13 protein-coding genes and 1 tRNA gene are annotated in these 18,195 nt (G+C 72.7%); 7 read left to right on the forward strand and 7 right to left on the reverse strand.

Annotation, left to right across the window (positions count from 1 at the left end; translation table 11 throughout):
* Positions 1–4 precede the first annotated feature (4 nt).
* Entirely contained in the window at positions 5–1,063 is a 1,059-nt protein-coding gene (locus tag CLV35_RS04355) for a LacI family DNA-binding transcriptional regulator (protein WP_231121475.1), read from the reverse strand.
* 264 nt (positions 1,064–1,327) lie between these two features.
* Between CLV35_RS04355 and CLV35_RS04360 the strand changes: the two genes are divergently transcribed.
* Genes CLV35_RS04360 through CLV35_RS04375 form a run of 4 tightly spaced genes read left to right on the forward strand, consistent with a single transcriptional unit; the run spans position 1,328 to position 7,638 of the window.
* The gene (locus CLV35_RS04360; RefSeq protein ID WP_121192143.1) at positions 1,328–2,713 is read left to right on the forward strand and encodes an ABC transporter substrate-binding protein; all 1,386 of its coding nucleotides are present in this window, start codon (positions 1,328–1,330) and stop codon (positions 2,711–2,713) included.
* Complete coding sequence (locus CLV35_RS04365; protein ID WP_121192144.1) at positions 2,710–3,609, forward strand: carbohydrate ABC transporter permease; 900 nt, start codon at positions 2,710–2,712, stop codon at positions 3,607–3,609. The genes CLV35_RS04360 and CLV35_RS04365 overlap by 4 nt, the downstream gene beginning before the upstream one ends.
* Entirely contained in the window at positions 3,609–4,493 is an 885-nt protein-coding gene (locus tag CLV35_RS04370) for a carbohydrate ABC transporter permease (RefSeq protein ID WP_231121476.1), read from the forward strand. Before CLV35_RS04365 ends, CLV35_RS04370 begins: the two co-directional genes overlap by 1 nt.
* A 46-nt stretch (positions 4,494–4,539) precedes the next feature.
* Positions 4,540–7,638 (forward strand): alpha-mannosidase, encoded by a 3,099-nt coding sequence (locus CLV35_RS04375; RefSeq protein ID WP_121192145.1) that lies wholly within the window; start codon positions 4,540–4,542, stop codon positions 7,636–7,638.
* Positions 7,639–7,655: 17 nt separating this feature from the next.
* Here the strand turns inward: CLV35_RS04375 and CLV35_RS04380 are convergent, their stop codons facing one another.
* Entirely contained in the window at positions 7,656–8,042 is a 387-nt protein-coding gene (locus CLV35_RS04380; RefSeq protein ID WP_121192146.1) for a hypothetical protein, read from the reverse strand.
* Between the two features lie 59 nt (positions 8,043–8,101).
* The gene (locus CLV35_RS04385; RefSeq protein ID WP_121192147.1) at positions 8,102–9,685 is read right to left on the reverse strand and encodes a helicase HerA-like domain-containing protein; all 1,584 of its coding nucleotides are present in this window, start codon (positions 9,683–9,685) and stop codon (positions 8,102–8,104) included.
* Positions 9,686–9,746: 61 nt separating this feature from the next.
* Between CLV35_RS04385 and CLV35_RS04390 the strand changes: the two genes are divergently transcribed.
* Positions 9,747–9,817: transfer RNA gene (locus tag CLV35_RS04390), tRNA-Gly, on the forward strand.
* A gap of 83 nt (positions 9,818–9,900) precedes the next feature.
* Here the strand turns inward: CLV35_RS04390 and CLV35_RS04395 are convergent.
* The 3 genes from CLV35_RS04395 to CLV35_RS20380 form a co-directional block, all read right to left on the reverse strand.
* On the reverse strand, positions 9,901–11,514 hold the full coding sequence (locus CLV35_RS04395) for a methyl-accepting chemotaxis protein (RefSeq protein WP_121192148.1): 1,614 nt from the start codon (positions 11,512–11,514) through the stop codon (positions 9,901–9,903).
* Between the two features lie 178 nt (positions 11,515–11,692).
* Complete coding sequence (locus CLV35_RS20375; protein ID WP_231121477.1) at positions 11,693–14,101, reverse strand: hypothetical protein; 2,409 nt, start codon at positions 14,099–14,101, stop codon at positions 11,693–11,695.
* A 304-nt stretch (positions 14,102–14,405) separates the two neighbouring features.
* Positions 14,406–14,573, reverse strand: coding sequence for a hypothetical protein (locus CLV35_RS20380; RefSeq protein ID WP_231121478.1), 168 nt, complete (start codon positions 14,571–14,573; stop codon positions 14,406–14,408).
* A 328-nt stretch (positions 14,574–14,901) separates the two neighbouring features.
* Here CLV35_RS20380 and CLV35_RS04410 point away from each other — a divergent pair, with 328 nt between their 5' ends.
* Both CLV35_RS04410 and CLV35_RS04415 read left to right on the forward strand, forming a co-directional pair.
* Complete coding sequence (locus CLV35_RS04410) at positions 14,902–15,699, forward strand: HNH endonuclease signature motif containing protein (protein WP_231121502.1); 798 nt, start codon at positions 14,902–14,904, stop codon at positions 15,697–15,699.
* 67 nt (positions 15,700–15,766) lie between these two features.
* Positions 15,767–16,792, forward strand: coding sequence for an LLM class flavin-dependent oxidoreductase (locus tag CLV35_RS04415; protein WP_121192150.1), 1,026 nt, complete (start codon positions 15,767–15,769; stop codon positions 16,790–16,792).
* A 15-nt stretch (positions 16,793–16,807) separates the two neighbouring features.
* On the opposite strand, the gene CLV35_RS04420 is transcribed toward CLV35_RS04415, so the two are convergent.
* Positions 16,808–18,142: a M15 family metallopeptidase gene (locus CLV35_RS04420; RefSeq protein WP_147431870.1), complete on the reverse strand. Its 1,335-nt coding sequence runs from the start codon at positions 18,140–18,142 to the stop codon at positions 16,808–16,810.
* Positions 18,143–18,195: the final 53 nt, after the last annotated feature.

Genomic DNA, 18,195 nt, shown 5'->3' on the forward strand with positions numbered 1-18,195 from the left:
GCGCTCAGCTGCTCGGCGCCTGGGCCTTATGGGCGCGGCGGCGTCGCGCACGCGGTGGCGGCGGCACCTCGCTCGAGGCGCGGATGCTCAGGCTCACCGGCAAGATGATGTGCTGCCGCTCGCGCTCGGGCTCGGCCAGCCGGGCGAGCAGCAGGTCGACCGCCGTGCGGCCCAGCCCCTCGAGGTCCTGGTTGACCGTGCTCACCGGGTGCGCGAGCAGCTCGGCGTTCTCGAGCGAGTCGAAGCAGAACACGGCCAGCTCGCCGATCGCGGGGCCCAGCTGGCGCAGCACCTGCCAGGAGATGACGTTGTTGCCGGTCACCAGCGCCGTCGGCGGGGCGCTGCACCGGCGCATCCGGTCGAGCGCGTCGGCGACCATCTCGGGCCCGGCCTCGCCCGTCGTGACGCTCGCGTCCTCGACGGCGAGGCCGGCCTCCTGCAGGCAGCTGCGGAACGCCTCGGCGCGCAGGCGCCCGGTGTAGATGCGCTCGCTGTCGCCGATGTAGGCGATCTCGCGGTGCCCGCGCGCGAGCAGGTGCTCGACCGCGGCGCGGATGCCCCCGGCGTTGTCGCTGACGACGGAGTCGGCGGGGACGTCCTCGAGCGGCCGGTCGACCGCCACGACCGGCAGGCCGGCCTCGACCTCGGCCACGAGGTACGGCGTGGCAGCACCGATCGGCTCGACCATCAGCCCGTCGACGCGCCGCTGGCACAGCGACTCGATGACCTGCGCGTAGAGCGCCGGGTCGTCCTCGGTCGACGCGGCCAGCGTCATGAAGCCGGCCGCCCGCGCAGTGTGCTCAGCCGTGTGCTCCCACATCCCGCCGGTGCCGCGCAGTGCGGCACCGATGGTCTGGCTCGAGCCGCGGCGCAGCTGGCGCGCGCGCTCGTCGGGCCGGTAGCCCAGCCGCGCGATGGTGCTGTGCACCCGGCCGGCCATCTCGGCGTTGACGTTCGACTCCCCGTTGACGACGCGCGAGACCGTACGCAGCGCCACCCCCGCCTCGCGGGCGACGTCGCGCATCGTGGGCCGCCGCTCCGGCGTCCGTCGTGGGGTGCTCACGGACGGGAGCATAGGCGCAGGTACGCGTCCGCGGTTGTGCTTGCGGAGCAGTGCTTCGAGAGGGTCTTGACATGGACGGCGGTTCGCGCCACAGTCGCGGTATAACGTTATCCCGTCGGTCGGGAGAGACCCGCCGACACCGGCCCGCGTGCACGCGGGCCGGAGCAGAGCGATGTCGCGCACGCCCACCGCACCAGGGCCTCGACGCAGTGCCCGCCCTGGTCCAAGACCACGCACCGCCGCGTGAGTAGGGACACACATCCGATGCAGCGCAAGATCTTCCTCCTGGCCGCCGCCGCTGCCGTGGCAGCGACGACCCTCACCGGCTGCGGGGGCTCGAGCAGCCCCGGCAAGGCCGCCGCCCAGAGCGGGCAGGGCGGCGGGACGACCGGCACCATCAAGATCGCCTACCAGCGCTTCGGCGAGAACCGCATCATGGACAACTTCCTCGCGGGCGTGAAGACGGAGTACGAAGCCGCCAACCCCGGCAGCAAGGTCGAGCTCGACCCGATCGTGGCCTCGGAGAACGACTACTACACCAAGCTCGCGCTGATGCTGAAGTCGTCCAAGACCTCGCCAGACCTCGTCTACGAGGACACGTTCCTCATCAACTCCGACATCAAGGCGGGCTACCTCAAGCCCCTCGACAGCTACCTGTCCTCGTGGGACCAGTGGTCGCAGTTCGAGGAGAGCGCGAAGGGTGCGGCGAAGGGGCAGGACGGCAAGACGTACGGCGTCCCGGACGGCACCGACACCCGCGCGCTCTGGTACAGCAAGGACATCCTCAAGAAGGCCGGCATCCCGGTGCCGTGGCAGCCCAAGACGTGGGACGACGTGCTCACGGCGGCGCGCGCGGTCAAGGCGAAGGTGCCGGGGGTGACGCCGTTCAACATCTACTCGAGCAAGGCGGCGGGCGAGGCCTCCACGATGCAGGGCTTCGAGATGCTGCTCTACGGCACGGGCGGCACGCTCTACGACGACGCCTCCAAGAAGTGGGTCGTGGGCAGCCCGCACTTCGTCGACTCGCTGAAGTTCGTCAAGACCGTCTTCGACGAGAAGCTCGGGCCTGACGCGCAGGACGCCACGGACGCCCAGCTCAGCGACAAGATCCAGCAGCAGTGGCTTCCCAACGGCAAGCTGGCCATCGCCCTCGACGGTTCCTGGATCACCGGCAGCTGGCTGCCCACCGGTGGCAAGCCGTGGCCGCAGTGGAGCGAGGCGCTCGGGCAGACGCCGATGCCGACGCAGAAGGGCCAGGCGCCGGGCAGGATCAGCCTCTCCGGCGGCTGGACCTGGGCCATCAGCGCCAAGTCCGACCACGCCGACGCGGCCTGGAAGTTCATCCAGGCGGCGCAGACGGAGAAGAACGCGGCGAAGTACGCGGTGGCCGCCTCCCAGATCGCCGTCCGCAAGGACGTGGCGGCCGACGCGAGCTACACCGCTGCCAACAGCAAGGCACCGGTCTTCTCCGAGGTGGTCGCGGTGACGAAGTACCGGCCGGCCTACCCGGAGTACCCGCAGATCTCCAACCAGATCCAGGTCGCGATGGAGTCCGTGATGACCGGCCAGTCGAGCCCCGAGGACGCGGCGAAGGCCTACGACGAGTCGGTCAAGGGCATCGTCGGTGACGACGGGACGACCACCCAGTGAGTGTCGCGCACCCTCGCGCCGACGCCTCGCAGTCGCGGCGTGCGGTCGCCAGGGCGCTGCCCCTGGCGCCCGCCACGCTGCTGCTGCTGGTCTTCCTGGCCGGGCCCATCGTCTGGTCGGTCTACGGCGCGTTCACCAACACGGCCCTGAGTGGTGCGGGCGCGGCGAACTCGCACTTCATCGGCCTGGACAACTTCCACAAGGCCTTCGACAGCAGCGCCTTCCGCAACTCGGTGGTGCTGACCCTGGTCTTCACGTTCCTGTCGGCCATCGTCGGGCAGAACCTCGTGGGCCTGTGCCTCGCTCTGCTCATGCGCGCGGGCAGCAAGGTGGTGCGCACACTCGTGGGCGCGTTCGTGGTCGGCGCGTGGGTGATCCCCGAGGTGGTCGCCGGCTACATCTGGTACGCGTTCCTCGGCAAGGACGGGTCGCTGAACGCGTTCTTCGACTCCGTCGGGCTCGGGCACCAGGCGCTGCTCTTCAGCCACCCCATCGTCGCGGTGTCCATCGCGAACATCTGGCGGGGCACGGCCTTCTCCATGCTCGTCTACTCCGCCGCACTGTCCGAGGTGCCTCGTGAGCTGGAAGAGGCCGCGGAGGTCGACGGTGCGAGCGGCGCCCGGAGGCTGTGGAGCGTGACCCTGCCGCTGATCCGGCGCTCGGTCACCACCAACCTGATGCTGATCACGCTGCAGACGCTCTCGGTCTTCGGCCTGATCTACACGATGACCAAGGGCGGACCAGGCACCAAGAGCCAGACGCTGCCGCTCTACATGTACGAGCAGGCCTTCAGCTTCGGCCAGCTCGGCTACGGCACGGCGCTCGCGCTGGTGATGCTGGTGGTGGGCGCGGTCTTCTCGCTGGTCTACCTCCGCGTGCTGAAGACGGAGATCTGATGGCCACGACGATGAGCCGGCCGGTCACCGCGGCGGCCGCGCCCCGCTCCCGGACGATGCACGCGCGCTCGCGCGCGCAGAAGGCCGTGGTCAACCTCGTGCTGCTCCTGATCGGCGCGATGTTCGTGGTGCCGCTGCTGTGGGTGCTGCTCGCCTCCGTCAACGCGGACGCCGGCCTGAGCGTCAGCTGGCCGGGGCATCCGAGCCTCGACAACTTCAAGGCCGTGCTCGACGAGGAGACGACGTTCCGGCCCATGCGCAACGGGCTGCTGCTGTGCGGTTCCGCGGCGGTCCTGACGCTGGTCGCGTCGACGCTCGCCGCGTACCCGCTCTCGCGCTACGACACCCGCTACCGCAAGCCGTTCCTGCTCACCATCCTGTTCTCCACCGGGCTGCCCATCACCGCGATAATGGTGCCGGTCTACGGGCTGTTCGTGCAGATCAACCTGGTCGACACCCGCATCGGCACGGTGCTCTTCCTCGCCACGACCGGCCTGCCCTTCGGCATCTGGCTGATGAAGAACTTCATGGACGGCGTGCCCGTCTCGCTGGAGGAGGCGGCCTGGACCGACGGCGCCTCGAGCCTGCAGGCACTGCGGTTCGTCGTCCTGCCGCTGATGTGGCCGGGGCTCGCGGTCGTCGCGATCTTCACCTTCATCGGCATGTGGGGCAACTTCTTCGTGCCCTTCGTCCTGCTGCTCTCGCCCGACAAGCTGCCGGCCTCGGTGAGCATCTACACGTTCTTCAGCCAGTACGGCCAGGTCGCCTACGGCCAGCTGGCGGCGTACTCGCTCATCTACGCGCTCCCGGTGGTGCTGCTCTACCTGCTGCTCTCGCGCAAGCTCGGCGGCGCCTTCACGCTCGGTGGCGCGGTCAAGGGCTGAGCACCGCCCTCCCTCTTCCCCGCACGACAGACGACAGGACCCCTCCATGCACGACGACCACGTCCACGTCGAGAACCGGCTGCGGCGCGCGCTGCGCGAGCGCATCCTCCCGGCGGTCCACCCCGTGTCCGAGCCGCTCGAGGTCACGGCCTGGCACGTCGAGGGCGAGCCGGTGCCGGTGGCCGACGCGCTGGGCGCGACCTACGAGCCCTTCCCCGTGGGCTCGAGGTGGGGCTCGCCGTGGGCGACGTCGTGGCTGCGCGTGCGGGGCACGGTGCCGGAGTCCTTCGCCGGGCGGCGGGTGGAGGTGCTCGTCGACCTGGGCTTCGACTCGGGCGGCCCGGGCTTCCAGGCCGAGGGCCTCGCGCACACGGCCGACGGCGTACCGGTCAAGGGCATCTCACCGCGCAACGCCTACGTGCCGGTCACTCCGCGCGCCACTGGCGGCGAGCGCATCGACCTGCTGGTCGAGGCGGCCGCGAACCCGACGGTGCTGCCCTGGTCGGCGGACGACACCGAGTCGGCGTTCGTGCCGACGACCTACGGCGACCGGCCCAGCGGGCCGGCCGACCCGCTCTACGTGCTGCGCCGCGTCGACGTGGCCGTGCTCGACGAGGAGGTGATGGCCCTCGCGCTCGACCTGCAGGTGCTCGAGGAGCTGATGCTCTCGCTGCCGTCGAGCGAGCCGCGGCGGGCCGAGATCCTGCGGGCGCTGGAGCGCAGCCTCGACGCGCTCGACCTGCACGACGTGGCAGGCACGGCGGCGGCGGCCCGCGAGCAGGTGCGCGACGTGCTGTCCCGCCCGGCCAACGCGAGCGCGCACCGCATCTCGGCGGTTGGCCATGCGCACATCGACAGCGCGTGGCTCTGGCCCATCCGCGAGACCAAGCGCAAGTGCGCGCGTACGTTCGCCAACGTCACCGCGCTCGCTGCCGACTACCCCGAGCTGGTCTTCGCCTGCTCCTCGGCGCAGCAGTACGCATGGGTCAAGGAGCAGCAGCCGGCGATCTTCGCGCGCATGCAGAAGGCCGTCGTCGACGGCAACTGGGCGCCGGCCGGCGGCATGTGGGTGGAGTCCGACGCCAACATGCCGGGCTCGGAGGCGCTCGCCCGCCAGTTCGTGCAGGGCCAGCGGTTCTTCCGCGAGGAGTTCGGCGTGGAGTGCGAGGAGGTGTGGCTGCCCGACTCCTTCGGCTACACCGCCGCCTTCCCCCAGATCGCCCGGCTCGCCGGCGCCCGCTGGTTCCTCACCCAGAAGCTGTCGTGGAACGCGACCAACAAGCTGCCGAACCACACGTTCTGGTGGGAGGGGCTCGACGGCACCCGGGTCTTCACGCACTTCCCGCCGGTCGACACCTACAACGCCGAGGTCGTCGGCGCCGAGCTCGCCCACGCGGTGAGCAACTTCGCCGACAAGGGCGGGGCCACGCGCTCGCTCATGCCCTTCGGCTACGGCGACGGCGGTGGCGGACCCACCCGCGAGATGCTCGAGCGCGCGCGCAGGTTCGCCGACCTCGAAGGTGCCGCGCGGGTGCAGGTGCAGAGCCCGCACGACTTCTTCACCGCTGCGGAAGAGGAGTACGCGGACGCCCCCGTCTGGTCGGGCGAGCTCTACCTCGAGCTGCACCGCGGCACCTACACCTCCCAGGCGCGCACGAAGCGCGGCAACCGCCGCTCGGAGCACCTGCTGCGAGAGCTCGAGCTGTGGGCCACGACCGCTGCGGTGCGCGCGGGGGTCGACTACCCGCACGAGGCGCTCACGAAGGCGTGGCAGACCGTGCTGCTGCACCAGTTCCACGACATCCTCCCGGGCTCGTCGATCGGCTGGGTGCACCAGGAGGCCGCAGAGACGTACGCAGCGCTGCGTACCGAGCTCGAGTCCCTGATCGCTGCCGCCGTGGAGCCACTGACCTCGGGGAGCGCGGCGGTGCTGAACGCCGCACCGTTCGCGCGGGCCGAGGCCGTCGCCTCTGCCGATGGTGGTGTGGTGTGGGTCGAGGCGCCCGCACTTGGTGTGGGCTCGGTGGTGGAGTACTCCGGCACTCCGGTCACGGTGACGTCCGAGGACGGCGCGACCGTCCTCGACAACGGCGTCGTGCGCGTGTCGGTGGACTCCCGTGGCCTGATCACGAGCGCGGTGGATCTGCGCACCGGCCGAGAGGCTCTGGCGCCCGGGTCCGCCGGCAATTTCCTGCAGCTGCACCCCGACCACCCGAACCAGTGGGACGCCTGGGACATCGACCCGCACTACCGCCGGGTACGGTCCGACCTGACCGACGCCGTCGCGGTGGAGGTCGTCGGGAGCGGGCCGCTGGTCGGCAGCGTCCGGGTCGAGCGGCGCTTCGGCAGCTCGAGCGTCGTGCAGGTCATCTCGCTCGCAGCAGGGTCGGCCCGGATCGACATCGACAACGAGATCGACTGGCACGAGCAGGAGAAGGTGCTGAAGGCGGCGTTCCCGCTCGACGTGCGCGCCGAGGTGTCGAGCGCCGAGGTGCAGTTCGGGCACGTTCAGCGCCCGACGCACAACAACACCAGCTGGGAGGCGGCGCGCTTCGAGATCTGCGCCCACCGCTGGGTGCACGTGGGCGAGCCGGGCTACGGGCACGCGGTCGTCAACGACTCGACCTACGGCCACGACGTGACCCGCACGACCCGCCCTGACGGCGGCACGACGACGACCGTGCGGCTGAGCCTGCTGCGCGCGCCGCGGTTCCCCGACCCGCGGGCCGACCAGGGGCAGCACTCGCTGCGCTACGGGCTGGTCGTGGGCGCGAGCGTGGCCGACGCGGTGGAGCACGGGTACGCGCTCAACCTGCCCCTGCGGGTGGTCGGCAGCGGCTCTGCCGCCGCCGCGCTGCCGCCCCTGGTCGAGGTCGAGGGCGACGGGGTCGTCGTCGAGGCGGTCAAGCTGGCCGAGGACGGCTCCGGCGACGTGGTCGTCCGCCTCTACGAGTCGCTCGGCGGGCGGGGCTCCGCCGTGGTGCGCCGGGGCTTCGAGGCGGGCGAGCCGGCCGTCGTCGACCTGCTGGAGAGGCCGCTGCAGGACCCGGCGCTGTCGCCCGAGGTCAGCGCCGTCGAGGGCGGCGTGCGGCTCGCGCTGCGCCCGTTCCAGATCGCGACGCTGCGGTTCGCCCGGCGGGGGTGAGGTGAGCGGACGGGCGCCTACTGCTCCCCGTTGAGCGCCCGGCCCGCCACCTCGGCAGCGTTGCGGAGCGCGTGCGCGAGCGCGTCGCGCTCGGCCCGCAGCGAGCCGAGCTGCTGCTCGAGGCTCTCCTTCTGCGCCTGCGCGCTGGCGTTGAGCTGGCTCATGGCCTGCTCGGTCTCGTTGCGCGTGCGCGCGGCCTGCTCCTCGGCGGCGGAGCGCACCTGCTCGGCGGAGGTCTCGGCCTCTCGGCGGATGCCCTCGGCGTCGCGGCGGGCGGCCTCGAGGATCTCGGCAGCCTCCTGCCGGGCGCCGTTGACGGCCTCCTCGGCGGTGCGGGTGGCGGCCGTGAGCAGGTCGAGGGCGCGCGAGACGTCGGGCGTCGGCATGTCGGTGGAGGAGGTCACCGTCGAACCGTAGACCGTGGGGCCGCCCTGCGCGCAACCCCCTGGCGAGGTCCTGCCGCTCAGCGCCGCCGGGTCGTGCGCCGGCGCCGGGGGGCTGTGCCGAACAGCGAGCGCGCGATCTCGCGCCCGGCCGCGCTGGCCGCCGAGCGGGCGAAGGACCTGAACACCGACGAGCCGAGGATGCCGCCGAGCGCGCTCTGCTCGTGCTGCTCGGGCCGGCGCTCCTCGTGCGGCTCCCGCGGCTGCTCCCGCGGCGGCTCCGGGGCCGGTGGCTCCTCCCGCTCGGTCGCCGGCTCCGGCGCGACCTTGGCCAGCAGCCGCTCGTAGGCGGAGTCGCGGTCGACCGCCACCGCGTACTCCGCCGCGATCGGCGACGCGGCCACCGCGGCCGCGAACGCCGTCGGCTCGAGCGGGCCCATCAGCGAGCGCGGCGGCTGGAGCCGCGTCCGCGCGACCGGCGTCGGCGACCCGGACTCCGAGAGCACCGTCACGACGGCCTCGCCGATCCCGAGCGCGGGCAGCAGCTCGTCGAGGTCGTAGCCCGAGCGCGGGAAGGTCGACACCGTCGCCTTCAGCGCCTTGGCGTCGGCCGGGGTGAAGGCGCGCAGGGCGTGCTGCACCCGGTTGCCGAGCTGGGCGAGCACCTCGTCCGGCACGTCGGTCGGCGACTGCGTGACGAAGAAGATGCCGACGCCCTTCGACCGGATGAGCCGCACGGTCTGCGCGATCGCGGCGAGGAACTCCTTCGACGCGTCGCGGAAGAGCAGGTGCGCCTCGTCGAAGAAGAAGACCAGCTTGGGCTTGTCGACGTCGCCCACCTCGGGCAGGTCGTGGAAGAGGTCGGCCAGCAGCCACATGAGGAAGGTCGAGAACAGCGCGGGCCGGTCCTGCACGCTGGGCAGCTCCAGCACGCTGACGACGCCGCGGCCGTCGGGCGCCAGGCGCAGCAGGTCGGCGGTGTCGAACTCCGGCTCGCCGAAGAACGCGTCGGCGCCCTGGTCCTCGAAGCCGACCAGCTCGCGCAGGAGCACGCCGGCCGTCGACTTGGCCAGCCCGCCCAGCTCCTTGAGGTCGGCCGCGCCCTCCTCGCTGGTCAGGTGGGTGATCACCGCCCGCAGGTCCTTGAGGTCGAGCAGCGGCAGCCCCGCCTTGTCGGCGAAGTGGAAGACCAGGCCCAGCGAGGAGCTCTGCACGTCGCTGAGGCCGAGCACCTTCGAGAGCAGGACCGGCCCGAAGCTCGTCATGGTCGCGCGCAGCGCGGCCCCCTGCCCGACGCCGCCGAGCGCGTAGAACTCGGCGGGGTACGCGGTGGCCGCCCACTCGAGGCCGACGTCCTTCGCGCGCGTGGTGACGCGCTCGCTGGTGGCGCCGGGCGCCGCGATGCCGCTCACGTCGCCCTTGATGTCGGCGAGGAAGACGGGTACGCCCGCGGCCGACAGCTGCTCGGCCATCAGCTGCAGCGTCTTCGTCTTGCCGGTGCCGGTCGCGCCGGCGACCAGGCCGTGCCGGTTCATCATCGAGAGCGGCAGGCGTACGTGGACGTCCGGATGGCTCGTGCCCTCGGTCACCAGCGCCCCGAGCTCGACGGCGGGGCCGTCGAACGCATAGCCGTCGCGTACGGCGCTGACCAGGTCGTCGCTCATGGCGAGAGGCTACGGGGTATGGGCTAGCATGTCTGCGGTCGCGGGCTCAGGCGCGCGTCACGCGGGTGTAGTTCAATGGTAGAACATCAGCTTCCCAAGCTGACAGTGCGGGTTCGATTCCCGTCACCCGCTCACTCCTTCCCCTCGCAACGCGGCCGGCCGACGGCGCAGGTGCGCCGCCGGCCGGGTCCGGACAGGGTCGAAGTCGAAGGCTGTCAGTAGCGGAACGCCGCGACCAGGGTGCTCAGCTCGGTCGACATCCGGGCCAGCTCCGCGGTCGCCTGCTGCGACTCGGTCACGCCCTCGCTGGTGATGTGCGCGGCCTCGGCCACGCCGACGATGCTGCTGGCGATCTCGTCCACGCCGGTCGCCGCCTCGCTCACCGAGCGGTTCATCTCGCCGGTCGTCGCGGTCTGCTCCTCGACGGCGGAGGCGATGGTCGTCTGGAAGTCGCTGATCCGGCCGATGACGGCGGAGATCTGCTCGATCGCCGTGACCGCGTTCTCGGTGTCGGCCTGGATGGCCTGCACGCGGTTGGCGATGTCCTCGGTGGCCCGCGAGGTCTCCTGCGCGAGGTCCTTGACCTCGCCGGCGACGACAGCGAACCCCTTGCCGGCCTCGCCCGCACGGGCGGCCTCGATGGTGGCGTTGAGCGCCAGCAGGTTGGTCTGCTCGGCGATCGAGGTGATCACCTTGACCACGTTGCCGATCTCCGCGCTCGACTCGCCCAGCTTGCCGATGGTGGCGGTGGTCACCGCTGCGAGGGTGACGGCTTCCCCAGCCACGCGGACGGCCTCGTTGGCGCTGTGGGAGATCTCCGAGATGGAGGCACCCATCTCCTCGCTGCCGGCGGCCACCGTCCCGACGCCGCGCGACACCTGCTCGGTCGCCGCCGACACCGCCTGGGCCTGCGCCGCCGCCTGCTCGGCAGACGCCGCGATCTGCATGGTGACGCCGTTCATCTGCTCCGAGGCGCTGGCCAGGGATCCGGCGGAGCCGTCGATCGTCGAGACCGTGCTGCGCAGCTTCACCATGGCCGTGTCGAGCGCGCGGGCCATCTGGCCGACCTCGTCGTTCGTCGTGAGACCGACGTCCTGGGTGAGGTCGCCCTCGGCCAGCGCCTCGGCTACGGCCTTCACGCGGGAGATGGAGCGGACGAGCGCGCGGGATATGGCGATGCCGAGACCCAGGGCCGCGAGGACACCCAGCAGCAGCAGGACGATCGCGCGGGTGCGGTTCGACGTGTAGGTCGAGTGCGCCGCGGCCGCGTTCTTGCTCGCGTCGCCCTGCTCGGCGGCGCGGATGTCCTCGAGGTCCTTGGTCAGGCGCGCGATGAAGGGGCCGGCGAACTGGTCCCGCGCCTGCTCCCAGGCGGCCATGTCGTTCGCTTGGCCGGCCGGGAAGAGCTTCGTGCGGGCCACGTCGAGGTAACCGGACCACGCCTGCTTGAGGTCGTCGATCGTCTCGGGCTTCGCGGCAGGGTGGGCCGTGGCGTAGAGCGCCATGCTCTTGTCGAAGTCCTGCGCGTCCTGCTGGGCGGCAGTGATGTACTTCTGCATCGACGTCTCGTCGGTGCTGATGGCCTGGTTGGCGTAGTTGAGCCGGGTCCGGATCACCGCACGCTCGACCTGGCCGACGGCGACGACGGACATCACGTTGCTCTTGTAGATCGTGTCGGCGCTGCTGCTCGTGCTGCTCAGCGCGCTGATGCCGGTGACGCCGACGGCCACGGCGGCGACGAGGCCCGCCGACACGGCGGTGAGCACCTTGGCGCCGACCGGCAGGTCTGCGAGGCCGCGGCGACCGCGGGCTGCGCTGGAGTACGACATGGATGTCCCTTCTACGTGCCGCCACGCTCTGACGGCCCCCGGACACTGTCGACACTGCATCGCTGGAGTTGAGCGTGGTGCCTCCCCGATGCGGACGTCAGGGGTCTCGGAAGCGCGCGAGGCCCCGCACCCGGGCGCGGGTGCGGGGCCTCGACGTCGGCGCGGTGCGCCGAGCGCCCTACGGGACCAAGGGGTCCGGGGTGAGCGACCCGGCCACCACAGCGGAGTAGCCCGAGGTGTTGCCCTGGGCGTCCTGAGCGGCGACGCGGTAGTAGTAGACGCCGCCGTCAGCGGGGGTGTCGGCGTACGACTCCGCGCTGGCGTAGACCGTGGTCACGCCGGTCGCGAAAGTCGAGTCCGCCGAGCGCTGCACGACGTAGCGGCTGCGGTCGTCCTCGGCCGCCCCCTGCCAGGACAGGTAGACCTTGCCGCTCTCGGCGTCACCGTAGGCCTGGAGGTCCGACGGATCGCTCGGGGCGGTGATGTCGGTGCCCGTCGTGACGGAGACCACGCGGGTGGTCGCCGACTCGAGGCCGTGCGCGTCGACCGCGACCACGCGGTAGTAGAACCGGTCCGTGGTCGACGGGGTGAGGGTGAGGGTGGTAGCCGACCCGGCGTCCGACGTCATGGTCGGACCGCCCGTGAAGTCCGGGTCGTTGCTGATCTCGACCCGGTAGCCCGTCGCTGACGCTGACGCGTCCCAGCTGAGGGTGACGCTGCCGGTGATGACCTGGTACGCGTTCCGGTCGACCGTGACGTGGAAGCCGTTCGGCGTCGCCGGCCCGGTGACCGACAGGGATGACACCACGCTGGACCACGCCCCGACGTTGCCCGCGGCGTCCACGGCCGCGATGCGGAAGTAGAGCGGGTTGTCCGGGGACACCCAGGTGCTGTCGTGGTAGGTCGTGCTGGTGGTGGTGGACTCGTTCCACTGCTGGGCGGGGAAGGACGGGTCGTCCGACTCCTGGACCACGTACTTCGTGACCCAGACGTCGTCCTGCGCCGGGGCCCAGGTCAGCGTGTAGCCGATGTCGGAGCTGCCGTCGTTCCACGCGGCGATGGCTGCGCCGGTGGTGACCGACGGGGTCGCCTGGTCGCCGAGCGACGCGGCAGTCGTGGCCGACCACGCGCTCACATTGCCGCGCGCGTCGACCGCCGCCGCCCGGTAGTAGTAGGTCGCCGTGTCGCCCGCAGCGAGGAAGTCGGCGTAGGAGTTGCCGACGAGCTGGCCGCCACCGGCTGCGAGCTCGGTGAGCGCGACGGCGTCGTGGAAGTCGGCGTCGGTGGCGCGCTCGAGCACGTATCCGGCGGCGGTGACGTCGGTCGGGCCGATGCGGTCGCTCGTGGTCGGCCACCACAGGTCGATGCGTTCCTGGTCGGGGACGAGCTCGGCGACGACCTCGCTGGGGATCTCCGGGGCGTCGAGGTCGGCAGCGGTGCTGGCGGCGACGACGGAGTTGGTCTGGTCCGACCGGTTGCCGGCCGCGTCCACCGCCCAGACGCGGTAGTAGTAGACGGCGTCGTCGCCGGGGTGGTCCACGTAGCTGGTGCCCGTCACGTGGCCGAGGGCCACGGTCTCGGCAGGGTCCGAGAAGTCGGGGAGCGTGGAGCGCTCGACGTCGTAGGACACGGGCAGGCCGCTGTCGTCGGAGGACGGTGCCCAGACGACGGTGACCTCGCCGGTGCCGCCGGCGCGCTCGGTGGCGTGGGCCGTCACGAAGGAGACGTTGTAGGGCGAGAGCGTGTCGACGTACGGTGCGGTCGGCTCCGGCGCCGGCGCGTCGGTCGGCTCGGGGTTGGCGGCGGGCGCCGGCTCGGTCGCGGCCGGGACCTCGGGCTCTGGTGCAGCCGCGGGCGCCGGGGCGGCGGGGGCCGGAGCGGCGGGGGCCGGAGCGGCGGGAGCAGGAGCGGGGGTCTTCGGGGCCGGGGCGGGAGCCGTCGGCTTCGGAGCTGCGGGGGCCGGCGCCTTCGGGTGGCCGGTCACGTTGTCGCCCGCGCCGCGTACGACGGTGTCGCTCTTGTCGGCCGCGACCCGGTCCTTGCCCGCACCACCATCGACGGTGTCGACGCCGGCGCCCGTGGCGATCCGGTCGTTGCCCGCACCGCCGGCCACGCGGTCGTTGCCCGCGCCTCCGTTCAGTGTGTCGGCGCCCGCGCCGCCGTCGATGCGGTCGTTGCCTGCGCCGCCGTCGACCCGGTCGTTGCCCGCTCCGCCGACGAGGACGTCGTCGCCCGCGCCGCCGAAGATGGTGTCGTTGCCCGCGCCGCCGTCGAGGCGGTCGTTGCCGGCGCCGCCGGAGATCCAGTCGTCGCCCGCCCCGCCGAACGCCGAGCCGTTGACGCAGATGATGTCGTTGCCGCCGAAGCCGTAGACGGTGGACCCGGCACCGCGGGCGAGGATGACGTCGCGCCCGGAGGTGCCCTTGACCACGACACCGGCCTTCGAGCTCTCGATGGTGGCGGTGTGGCCGTTGCAGGCGTGGCTGGCGAACGGAGCTGCCGCCGCGTGGGCAGCCGGTGCGCCGGCGAGGACGAGCGCCAGGGCGGCCGTCGTGCCCGCAGCGAGCCGGGCAGTGGTGGATGGCATGGGGCTGGGCGCTCCTCGGGACAAGGGCGGCGCTCGATGCGCCGCACCTCCGTATCGGTGCCGTGGGCAAAGATCGGATGAGAACGCTCGAACTGGTGCGATCACCTCGCGAACCACTGCCCGGGCCGACCGGCCCGGAGGAGCATCGTCGCCGACGTCGTGTGCGAGTCCTTCTTTGTCCACAGAGGTTTCTCTTCAGCGCCCGACGTTGTCAGTGGTCTCCCGTAGTGTCGTCGGCATGGCAGTGGTGAGCGGTGGTCTGGGAGTGCGCGACGTCGTCGCCGTGCTCGCGGAGCTGCACTCCTCACTCGTCGACGTGGTGCCCGAGGTCGGCGGTGACGACCTCGTCGAGCTCGAGCGGGCGCGCAGCCTGCTCGACGCTGTCAACGCCCGACTGCTGGCCGCCTTCGACGCGAGCAAGGAGTTCCGCACCGACCTCTCGCCGTCGGTGGTCGCCTGGCAGCGGCGTCATCTCCGCCTCGACGCCGGCGAGGCGCAGCGCCGGCTGAAGACGGCGCGGCTGCTGCGCGACCTGCCCGACACGCCGCCGCGCTGGGCGAGGGGCGCGTCAGCATGCGCCACGTCGAGGAGATGGAGCGGGCCGTGCTGGGCGTCGGCGTGCCGGTGCTGCAGGAGGCCGAGCCGGTGCTGCTCGAGCTCGCGGCCCGCGCCGAGCCTCGGCAGGTGCGGCTGGCCGCCAGCCGGCTGCGCGACGTGGCCGACCCGGGCGAGACCGAGGTCGAGCGGTCCGAGCGGCTGAGGGCGTCGCGCTACGTGCTGCTGACCCGCGGGTTCGAGGGCTGCTGGACCTCGAGGGCCGGCTCGACCCGGCCGACGGCCAGCTGCTGCGCGAGGCGGTCACCGCGCTGTCGGGGTGGAAGCCGCTGCCCGACGGCTCTCCCGACCCGCGCACGGAGCCGCAGCGGGCCGCGGACGCGCTCGTCGAGCTGGCGTCGCGCACGCTGGCCACCGGCGACGTGCCGCAGGTCGCGGGCGTGAGCCCGCACGTCACGCTCGTGCTCGACCTCGAGACGCTGCGGGGCGAGACGCGCTGCCTCGACCCGAGCCCGACCGGCCCCGGCGCGCCGCGCGTGACGCCGTCGAAGCTCGCGGCGGCGCTCGGCCGCTCCTTCGGTCGCGCAGCCCTCGAGCGACTGGCCTGCAGCGCCGACATCACCCCGCTGCTCATCGACGGGTTCGGCCAGCCGCTCGCGCTCGGCCGCTCCTCCCGCCTCGCCTCGCCGCACCAGATGAAGGCGATGTGGGCGCGCGACGGCGGCTGCGTGGTGCCGGGGTGCGGCAGCCGCTTCGTCCAGGCCCACCACATCCAGGAGTGGTTCGCCCACGACGGCCCCACCGACGTCGACGAGATGGTCCTGCTCTGCGAACGCTGTCATCACCTCGTCCACGACGACGGCTGGGTGGTCGAGCACGATCCCGAGCGGTGGGGCCGCATGCGCTTCCGACATCGCACCCGAGGGGTGACGGTGCCGGCAGTCCATGCGGTCGACCGCGAGCCCGGGGCGACGATCCCGCTGCCGAGGCAGGGCGGGGTGGGCGAGCACGGCGTCCTCGACGGTGGGGAGGGAGCGACCTGACAGCCGAGGCGCGGGCATGCCTCGAGCCGCTAGGTTGTTGAGAGGTCAACGACCAGAGGAGTGGACCATGGAGCTCGGCGTCACCACGTTCGCGGAGACCTACCCGACCGGCCCGTCGGGCGAGACGCCGACGCACGGCGAGCGCCTGCGCGAGGTGCTCGAGGAGGTGGAGGTCGCCGAGCAGGTCGGCCTCGACGTCTACGGCGTCGGCGAGCACCACCGTGCCGACTTCGCCGCCTCCGCGCCTGCGGTCGTGCTCGCGGCGGCCGCGGCGCGTACCTCCCGCATCCGGCTCACCAGCGCGGTCACCGTGCTGAGCTCCGCCGACCCCGTGCGCACCTTCCAGGACTTCGCCACCCTCGACCTGGTGTCGGGCGGCCGCGCCGAGCTGATGGCGGGGCGCGGCTCGTTCACCGAGTCGTTCCCGCTGTTCGGCTACGACCTCGCCGACTACGACGCGCTGTTCGAGGAGAAGCTCCAGCTCCTGCTCGCGATCCGCGACAACGAGCGCGTCACCTGGTCGGGCTCCTTCCGCCCGGCCCTCACCGACCAGCCGGTCTACCCCAGGCCCGAGCAGCGCCCGCTGCCCGTGTGGGTGGCGGTCGGCGGCAACCCCGAGTCGGTGGTGCGCGCGGGCGTGCTCGGCCTGCCCATGGCGCTGGCCATCATCGGCGGGTCGCCCAGCGCGTTCGCGCCGCTCGCCGACCTGCACCGCCGCGCGCTCGAGCACGGCGGACACCCGGCCGGCAGCGCGCCGGTCGCGGTCCACGCCCACGGCTACGTCGCCGAGAGCATGGAGGACGCCGAGCGCGACTTCTACCCCGCCTACGCCCGTGCGATGACCCAGCTCGGCCGCGAGCGGGGCTGGCCGGCCATGTCGCAGCGCTCGTTCCGCGCGATGGCCGGACCGGAGGGCTCGCTCGTCATCGGCAGCCCCCGCCAGGTGGCCGACAAGATCCTCACCATGCAGGAGCAGCTCGGCATCGAGCGGTTCATGCTCCACATCAGCGTCGGCACGCTGCCCCACAAGGACGTGCTGCGCGCCATCGAGCGCCTGGGCACGGAGGTCGCGCCCCTCGTCGCCGCAGGCTAGTCGCACCGCCGCCGCTCAGTCGTGCCCGCGCGTGATGTCGAAGTGCTGGTAGTCGCGGAAGCTCGCGCCCCAGTGCCACCCCTGCCCGGCGAACGCGCGCACCACCGCGCCGCCGGGCACGATCGAGGCGGGGGAGCGCCGCGTACGGTCCGCGAACCACGCGTGCGGCCAGGTCCCGTTGCGCGCGACGTCGGGGTTCTCGAGGGTGTTGAGGTCGATCGCGATCCCGTAGGAGTGCGGGCTGCGCCGGCTCTCCTGCCCCACGACCTGCCGGCAGTTGAAGCCCGAGGAGTTGTCCGCGGCCATCGAGGCGTAGTCGTCGGCGCCGCGCAGGCTGCGGTTCCAGCCGAAGCGGTCCTCCCGGGCGAGCGAGCGGATCGGGTACCCCGCGGCGTAGAGCGCGGTGAAGATCCGCCGCACCTGCCCGACGACCCGCGTCGCGACGACCAGCTCGCCGCGGTGCCGGAACCCGTCGAAGCCGTAGTAGTTGAGCGTCAGGTAGCGCAGCCCCGAGCGCCCGACCGGGCACCCCTGGTGCCAGGTCGCGCCCACCATCTCGCCCCAGACGGCGTCCGGCACGGCGCTGACCCGCAGGTCGAGCCCCCGCGTCGTCGCCCTCGGCTGCACGACCGCGGCCACGGCCCGGTAGGGGACGGGGGGCTCAGGCACCACCGCGTACGCCGGGGTGACGGTGAGAGCGCGCGTCGCGCTGACGGTGCCGAGCGCCTCGGGCACCGGCGCGGCGGCGACCCGCCACGCACCCGTCTGCACCGCGGGCACGGCGAACGCGGCGGCGCCGCGGGCGTCGGTGCGCCGCCGCTGCACCGTGCGCCACGACTGCCCCGCGCGCTGCTGGAGGAGCAGCGTGCCGGGCACGGGCAGCCCGTCGGAGGTGGTCCACGTCGCGACCGGGCGCCACGTGGTGTCGGACCGTACGCTGCGGCGCGCGCTCAGCGCGAGCGTGCTGGGCGCCGGCTCGGTGAGGACGGGGAACGTCGCGCTGGTCGCCGACGGCGACGCGCTGCGCAGCCGGTAGAGGTTGGAGCCGGCCGGCACGAAGCGGATGGACACCGCGCCGCCGGCGTCCGTGGTGCCCTCGGCCACGGCCGTCCAGGTCTCGGCGTCGCCGGGCCGCCGCTCCAGCACGACGACCACGCCCGCCGGCGCGTCGGCGTGCAGCACCGCGGTGACGACGGTCGGCACGCCGCGGTGCACCAGCGCCGGGGCCGCGACCGTGTCGATGACGGCGTCCTGCGCCCGCGCGGGCCCCGCGGGCAGCAGCACCCCGACGGCGACCGCCACCGCGGCCGCCACCAGGCGCGTGCCGCCCGGTCCTCGTCCTGCTCGCACCCGTCGACCTCCTCCGGCCACCACACAACCCACCCGTATGGCCGCAGCGCCGC

The sequence above is a fragment of the Motilibacter peucedani genome (assembly GCF_003634695.1).
Lineage (GTDB): Bacteria > Actinomycetota > Actinomycetes > Motilibacterales > Motilibacteraceae > Motilibacter > Motilibacter peucedani.